At 54.9% G+C, this 2,419-nt stretch carries 3 protein-coding genes; 1 reads left to right on the forward strand and 2 read right to left on the reverse strand.

From position 1 onward, the window contains the following. Together ACTOZL_RS10135 and ACTOZL_RS10140 are read right to left on the reverse strand one after the other, a co-directional pair. The coding region (locus ACTOZL_RS10135; protein WP_482478272.1) for an MATE family efflux transporter at positions 1–1,238 on the reverse strand (1,238 nt) is incomplete at its 3' end. Between the two features lie 3 nt (positions 1,239–1,241). Then, complete coding sequence (locus ACTOZL_RS10140) at positions 1,242–1,697, reverse strand: MarR family winged helix-turn-helix transcriptional regulator (RefSeq protein WP_482478274.1); 456 nt, start codon at positions 1,695–1,697, stop codon at positions 1,242–1,244. A gap of 354 nt (positions 1,698–2,051) precedes the next feature. Here ACTOZL_RS10140 and ACTOZL_RS10145 point away from each other — a divergent pair, with 354 nt between their 5' ends. Then, positions 2,052–2,348 (forward strand): hypothetical protein, encoded by a 297-nt coding sequence (locus ACTOZL_RS10145; protein WP_482478275.1) that lies wholly within the window; start codon positions 2,052–2,054, stop codon positions 2,346–2,348. Positions 2,349–2,419: the final 71 nt, after the last annotated feature.

Genomic DNA, 2,419 nt, shown 5'->3' on the forward strand with positions numbered 1-2,419 from the left:
ACGCCGAAGAGCAGCGGCAGGCCCAAAATCCCTACGATCTGGAACACGAAGGTACGCAGGAAGGACAGCACCGCCGACACCGCCCCGTTGTTCAGCGCCGTGAAGAAGGCCGAGGCAAAGGTATTCAGGCCGTTGAGAAGGAAGGCAAAGGCGATGATGTGGAAGGCGTGGACGGTCAGCTCCAACAGCACCGGGTCGTAGCTGACAAAGATGAGGGACAGCGGCCGGGCCACCAGCTTGGCAATGAGGAACATCCCCAGGCCCCCGGCGGACAGGAGCAGGAGGCTCTTGCGGTAGAGGTTTTTCAGTTCGCTGTGGTTCTCCGCCCCGTACTGGAAGCTGATGATGGGGGACGCGCCCATGGCGTAGCCCAGGTTCACCGCCGCGAAGATGAAGCCCACGTACATGATGACCCCATAGGCGGCCACCCCGTTTTCCCCCAGCAGGCGCAGGAGCTGGTAGTTGTACAGCAGGGACACCAGGGAACTGGCCAGGTTGCTCACCATCTCCGAGGAGCCGTTGGCGCAGGCTTTGCCCAGGACCTTGGGGTAGAAGTGCAGGGCCTTGGTGAAGCGCAGCAGGCTGTCGTTGGGCCGGGCGAAGTAGAGCACCGGCACCACCGCCCCCACCACCTGGCTGATGGCCGTGGCGAAAGCCGCCCCCAGCAGCCCCCAGTGGAAGCCCGCCACGAAGAGGGCATCCAGCACCATGTTCACCACCCCGGACAGCACCGTCACCCCCAGCCCCAGGCTGGCCTTTTCCGCCACCACAAAGAGCTCTTGGACGGCAACCTGCAGCGCGAAGAAGGGCAGGGCGGCCAAAATGACCCGGCCATAGCGGATGCAGTCGTCCAGCAACGCCCCCTCCGCCCCCAGGAGGATGGAGACCGGCCGGAGGAACAGGATGCCCAAGGCCGCCAGCACCGCGCCAAAGAGGACCACCGCCGCCATGAGCATGGTAAAGTAGCGGTTGGCCTCCTCCCGCTGCCCCTCCCCCAGGGTCTTGCCGATGATGGCGGTGCCGCCGGTGCCCAGCATGAAGCCCACAGAGCTCAGCATCATCACCAGGGGGTAGATCAGGTTCACCGCGGCAAAGGCCGTGGTGCCCACGAAGTTGGAGACAAACAGGCCGTCCACCACACTGTAGATGGAGGTAAAAATCATCATCAGGACGGAGGGCAGCACAAAGCGCAGGAGCTTTTTGTAGGTGAAGTGTTCGGATAAATGGATGCGTGCCATAAATTACTTGGGTTCCTTTCTATTTTCGTATACCCCAAAGGCGGCGATCAGGTTTTGGGTGTAGGTCTCCAAATAGGAGACAAATTCCGGGGGACAGGTCTCCAAGGTCACCTGCAGGGCCGCCTCCTCCGCCTGGTAAAAGGCCCGCAGCTTTTGGTGGACGTAGTCCCGCCCGGCATCGGTGAGCTGGATGTGCAGCTCCCGCTTCTTGCCGGGGATGGTGTGCAGGGTGATATACCCCGCCCCTTGGCACTCCTTGGTGAGGGTGTTGACGGTGGTTTTGGGAAATAGCCACTCCTCGCAGATCTGCTTTTGGGAGTGGGGTGCGCCGTCGTCCAGAATGTACAGCAGCCACAGCAAATTCCCCGTGATCCCCAGCCGTTTTGCCAGACGGTCATAGGCCCCGTCCAGGGCGCAGGCAGCCTTGGCCAGCCGCCGGGCACTTTCGTTGCCATCCATAAGGATTCCTCCTTAAAACACGAATTCGTACCAAGCATAGTACGAGTTCGTGTTTTTGTCAAGCCGCAGGCGCCAAATCCCGCCAGGGTAAAAATCCATTGACAGCCTGCTGCCATCTGCGTATAATAGAGATAAACTATCCAACGCATTGAAAAGTGCCCTGCCACTTTGAGCGCAGGTCATCTATGACAGATGTACCACAATCTGAAGCGCATGCAAATAAAGCAAAAGGGGCGATCATATCGCCCCTTTTGTTAAATCCTTATTTTTGTGTGTATTTATAAAATTCTTTAACTGGGAAATAAAACTGTACCTAGAGTAGCGTTGAAATATGGCACGAAAGGAATATTTGCGATGAAAATCACGAAAAAGGCACTGGTTGTGATAGTTTTTGTCCTCGTTATCTTTAGCATTTATAGTATGGTCTATGTTCATAGAACTTACTATCCGATGGGTGGAGAAGTAACCATTGTTGAAAAAAGCGAAAGGTTCTTTCGACACTATATCACGATTGAGGAAATGTCTGGAGAACAATTCAAATTATCATGCTCTGAATATGAATTTAACAGTTTAGATGTTGGAGATTTGGTGAGTTGTGAGCGAACCCAAAGCATACTAACACATAGTGGAAAACTGCACAAACTCAAATAAATTATATAAGCATCATAAAACACCCCTTTCTATTCAACGAGCTAAGTATATTATACCACAAAAAATAAAAA

It is taken from the genome of Evtepia sp. (assembly GCF_056797215.1).

What these genes read in the sequence shown, in the direction of transcription:
- ACTOZL_RS10140 (WP_482478274.1), bottom strand. Translation starts at nt 1,697, where the DNA reads ATGGATGGCAACGAAAGTGCCCGGCGGCTGGCCAAGGCTGCCTGCGCC.
- ACTOZL_RS10145 (WP_482478275.1), top strand. Translation starts at nt 2,052, where the DNA reads ATGAAAATCACGAAAAAGGCACTGGTTGTGATAGTTTTTGTCCTCGTT.